Origin of the sequence: Phaeodactylibacter sp., assembly GCF_040219495.1 — a bacterium.
Lineage (GTDB): Bacteria > Bacteroidota > Bacteroidia > Chitinophagales > Saprospiraceae > Phaeodactylibacter.
This window is the reverse complement of record NZ_JAVJSK010000008.1, coordinates 1-5389: the sequence shown is the minus strand read 5'-3', so window position 1 is coordinate 5389 and position 5389 is coordinate 1. Positions and strand designations below refer to the sequence as shown.

The 5389-nt window shown below is 48.3% G+C and carries 2 protein-coding genes; one reads left to right on the top strand and one right to left on the bottom strand.

The features are described 5' to 3' along the window. Window positions 1-305: 305 nt before the first annotated feature. Entirely contained in the window at window positions 306-1850 is a 1545-nt protein-coding gene (locus RIC19_RS01065) for a GH3 family acyl-acid amido synthetase (protein ID WP_350175935.1), read from the bottom strand. A gap of 666 nt (window positions 1851-2516) precedes the next feature. Here RIC19_RS01065 and RIC19_RS01060 point away from each other — a divergent pair. Further along, window positions 2517-5267, top strand: coding sequence for a T9SS type A sorting domain-containing protein (locus RIC19_RS01060; RefSeq protein WP_350175933.1), 2751 nt, complete (start codon window positions 2517-2519; stop codon window positions 5265-5267). The last annotated feature ends 122 nt before the right edge of the window (window positions 5268-5389 follow it).

Genomic DNA, 5389 nt, shown 5'->3' with positions numbered 1-5389 from the left:
TTTTTTGTAAAGAAGGTTTATTTGATTTGAACGTTTTTCCCAAATTGGCTACAACTTAGTAGAGTTTATTAACGCAAATTTTGTATGTCTCTGAATGGTATTTTTCACCAGCTCTGCATCTCGTCCTCACCTTCGTAGCTTTGGCTACGAGGTTCCGGGCGTTCTTTGATCTGGCAAAAAATACTCATCCATACCCTATACAAAACCTACCTTAATAAACTCTAGTGTATGTTAGGACTTTGGTATTCTAGTCGAAAGCTAGCATTTTTGGATTAGTTGACCGATTACTAAAGTCACAACACGCTCTAAACCCCACGCTCCTGCCGCAAGCTCCGGTGCACAAAAGCCGACCACTCCGCAAAGCGCTTGCCCTTCATCACGCGGGGGAATTTGTTCTGCCCGCCGAGCTTGCCCCTGGCGGCTTGCCAGTCGTAGAAGCGCTGAATGGGCAGGATTTCCACCTTGATGCCCAGCAGGCTGTCGCGCTCGGTCTTATAATCATCATTGACTTGTTTCAGGGCCTCGTCGAGGAGGCGGGTGACCTTTTCTTTATCCACTTCCCGCTCCGTGCCAATGTACCAATGGTGCAGAAACCGGTTGCCTTCCTGCACCGGCGCCACCGTAAACTCCCGCACGCTCAGGTCGAGGGCTTCCTCCACGGCCTGTATGCCCTGATTCATATTGTCTACCGAAAGGTGCTCTCCGCAGATGCTGAGGAAGTGCTTGGTCCGCCCACTGATAATAATCTCGGGGTTGCCGGCTTCCGGGAAGCGTACGGTATCGCCAATGAGGTAGCGCCAGGCCCCGGCGCAGGTGGTAAGGAGCAAGGCGTAGTCTACTCCGGGCTCGACTTCTGCAATAGTCAGGGTCTGTGGGTTGCCGATCAGCTTGCCATCTTCGTCAAAATTGCTGTTGTTGAAGGGGATGAATTCGAAAAAGATGCCGTTGTGCAGCAGCAGGCGCATGGCGTTGGTCTCCGGCCGTTGCTGATAGGCGATAAAGCCTTCGCTGGCCAGGTAGGAGTCCATATAGATGAGCGGGCGGTCGAGCAGTCGCTCAAACCCTTTTTTCAGGGGCTCGAAGGCGATGCCGCCGTGCACGCAGACCTTCAGGTTGGGCCAGATGTCATGTATGGTATTCAGTTGATGGTCTTCGATGATGCGCTCCATCATGAGCTGCAGCCAGGAAGGGATGCCGACGAGGAAGCCAATGTCCCATTCGGGAGCGTGGCGGGAAATCTCCGCTATTTTCTCGTCCCAGCTTTTGATGCGGGATATTTTACCCCCCGGTTTGTGATAGGGCCGCAACCAAAATGGCGGCTGACTGGCATTGATGCCGCTGAGGTCGCCCCGGAAGTAGCCACCCTGATTGTCGAGGTCGCTGCTGCCGCCCAGCATCAGCATCGGCTTGGTGAAGAGGTCGGGGTCGACATCGAAGTTGGTCAGGGCGAAGAACATCCGGAGGCCGGCGTGCTTCATGGCCCGGCGCATGTCGTCCGTGACCGGAATGTGCTTGCTTGGTGCCCCGGAGGTGCCGGAACTGAGTGCAAAGTGCGTCACCTTGCCCGGCCAGCTTACGTCTTCCACCTCGCGCAGAGCCATATGCCACCATTGCTCGTACATGGTGTCGTAGTCAAAAATAGGCACCTTTTCCCGGAAGGTGTCGATGCAGTGCTCGTCCTGTAAAATGCCCTTAAAGTCGTAGTATTGCCCAAAGGCCGTGCCCTGAGCCCGCTTGAGCAGGCGGCGCAGGGTCCGCTTTTGCAGTTGGATCGGTGCTGCGCGGCGGCGCTTCTGTAATTGTTCCCCTACGGTAAGGCTGCGCTTAATGAGTTTTCCGAAAAAAGCCATAGACGTTTCGAGTTTTGGGGTTGTAAACTACGAAAATCTGTGGTGTTGTGCATGGTTCCCGGGCGTGAAGCAAAAATCATACGCATTACGAAGTGGGATGCATAAAGTGGGATACTACATCGAAGCGCATATGCCGATATCAAATCGGTTTGTCAAGGCAAACCATTTAATCGTCGGTATAAAAAACGATAGGAGCTTTATAATGAATCAGGCAGACTTGTTCAGATGTTAAGGGGGAGAGAACCAGGATGCTTAGCCCTAAAACGTGTACAATAACTGTCAAACTGATTGTCTGATTTGCATGGTATTGCTTAATAGCTTATTTTACCATCAACTCAAAAAACAGAAACCAAACCCCATTTATTTTATGAAAGCTGCAACGCGGAATGCAACCTTATTTAAAAGCTACAAAGTTAGTTTCTTTATAGCCTTTTTCATTTTGTTTGGGACTGCAATATAGATATCATCGAAAATACAACGCTCTTCAATACACTTAGGCCCGGAGCGACGCCATTTTCAATAAACGGGCACAATAACGGTATTGATATCTACTTATTTCCTGATCACCCCTCCCCAATTGCATCCGGCGAGGGTTTTGCGAACGGCATCCCTTCAACAGCATTCCAGGTAACAGGCAATTTTCCTTATCCGCCTTATGGCTCACAAGTGAAATCATACCTCATTGCGCATGAAATGGGGCATTGCCTTGGGCTTTTGCATACTCATAATAGTGATAATGGTCAGCCTATAACCGGGCCTGAATATGTTGATCAAGATAATGATCCTGGAAATTGCCTGGATAATGGCGATTGCGTATGTGATACTCCTGCCGACCCCAATATAGATACTAAGGTGACGTATAACAATGATGAATGTACTTATATTGGACCATATGAGATGGATGACTTTGATGATTACTATGATCCACACTTAGATAATATCATGTCTTATACGAATTATCAATGCTATCACAGGTTTACAGATGGGCAAGGGAAGCGGATGCGCAATTTCATTGCAACCTCTACAATCCTTGGAGATTGCTTAGTTGATCCTAATACGGTAATTCAGGCCAACACAACCTGGGATCTCAATAGCATCCCTGACGGCACGGTAAATATTCTGGGCACGCTTGAAATAGAGGATGGTGCAATTTTAACTATCAAACCTGGCATCACAGTGTCATTTGCCGAACAAGGTAAATTGATTATAAATCCCAATGCTAAACTTATATTAGAAGGGACATTGACCTCAGGCTGTCAGGAAAGCTGTTCAAGCTCTTCATTTTGCAGCGATACCTGGCAGGGAGTAGAAGTCTGGGGTGACCAAAGTACGCATCAGTTTTCTATCAGTGGATATCGGGCACAAGGTAGCTTTATTGGGAAACCCGGCGCTATCGTTGAGAACGCAAAAGTGGGCGTTCAATTATGGGGGCCGACACCTGTGCAAGCTGGTGGCGTTATTAGTTGTAGTGAGACTACCTTTAGAAACAATATAATCGGTATTGACTTCCGCCCCTATGACAACTTTTATCCAGAAAACTATCCCCCAACTATTGCGGGCGACCCTACAAGGTACTTTGCCTCTTTCTCTAATTGCGATTTTGTCTCAAATAGTAGTTATCCTCATCAGGAGTCTTTCGATAAATTCGTCAGAATGGCTGGTGTGAAAGGGCCGCGATTCCTGGGTTGTTCATTTGTTAATACTTACGTGCCTCAAAACACCTCTAGTCCAGCGGATTTTGGCTACGGTATCTATGCCTTTGAATCTGGCTTTCGTGTAGAACCAAAATGTAATTCAACAACCTACCCTTGCACCAGTTACAACAGATCTGAGTTCAGAGGTTTGGGATATGGGGTTTATGCAGCCGCCATTACGGGTCAATCGGATGTGCCTTATATCGTCAGGCAATCCGACTTTTATGACTGTTTTATTGGCATCAATAATAGGTTAGTATCAAGCAGCACAATGCTGTTGAACAACTTTTACCTCGGTACGCCTCCATCCTCAATGATTGATTCCGATCAAATCGGAATTGCACTTAACGGCTACTTCACAGGCCTGGCACTTGAAGAGAACGCTTTCATCGGCTCAACTACCCCATCACCTAATCGTACCATTGGGGTGAGCAGTTTTAATATTGGGTTGGACAATAAAGTGATCCGCAGAAATACATTTTCAGGGCTTAGCATTGGCAATCAGGCTGGTGGAATTTGCGGAAGTGAGGTCTCAGGCTTGTTGTATGAGTGCAATATAAATATTAGCAGCACTGAGTATGACTTCCTCGTTTGTGCTGCGGAACCATTCGCGATAAATACAATAAAACAGGAACAGGTTATCTTCGATATAAACGATGAAAATATGACGATAGCTACCGGAAACACATTTTCCAACACAGGTAGCGCAACCGACCGCGATTTTGCTAATTATGGCATTCCATTAAGTGCCTATTCTGCGGCAGCCGGGCAGGCAGAAACTCCTGATGAGTACTCGGGGATAGAGAGCTTGATTCCCGCAGAAGCAAATACATGCCCCGAGAGCTATTGCGCGCCCCCCTGTAAGACGACTTCGGAGATTGCCTTGTTGAAACAAAGTTTTTATGAAGAGCGGTCAGAGTATGATCTTGCCATGGAGGCGTACACTTTATTGTCCGGTAGTAATGATAGCACCCTTTTGCGTCAGAAACTACTTGCTGCATCAAGGCACAAACTCCAGATGGATAAAAGTGCCCAAATGGTATTATTGCACAGTTTGTACGATACGCTGCACTATAGCAAGGATACGGTCCGTACCTGGATGTACAACATAGGCACCTTTGGAGCCCAGCTGGCTATTGCCTTTGATTACCTTGGAGTAGGCGATACCACATCAGGGTGGTCTGTTCTAAACTCAATCCCGGGCAATACTCCCCTTACTGCTCAACAAGTGAGTGATTTAGAGGGTGCCAAATTTGTTTTTGAGTTGTTGTCGGATCAGTCATTGTACACACTGCCTGAGGAAATTCTGGTAAAACTGGAAGAAGTGGCACAAACCGGAGAGGCCTTTTCCAGGACACTAGCAGGTAATATATTAAGTTGGTATGGTGAAGATATTGGACCGGAAAACTGTTGGCACGAGAGGCAAACAGAAGAGGTGGAGGGACGCTCATTTGAATTTGAACCAGATACTAGAAGCCAGTTAGTTGTATTCCCCAACCCCGGTCGGGAGCGTATCTACTTCGAGCGCCCGCCTGCCTCAACTGCTACGGCGGCTACGATACGCATCACCGATGCTATGGGTCGGGCGGTATGGCAGTACACTATGCCAGCGGGCGAGTCGCAGGTGTCCTGGGACGCGTCCCGCCACCCGACTGGCTTTTATTTTTACCAGGTTGCCGCCAAAGACGGGGCGACCTGGAACGGGAAGCTTATTGTAGAGTAAGCTTAATTTTAACACTAAAAAAGGATACCTATGAATACCTGCCGCACTCCCTTGCTTATCGCCGCCCTGTGTTTGTCGCTTGCGGGCTTCGGCACTGCACAGCCGGGGTTTTCGAAGTGGTT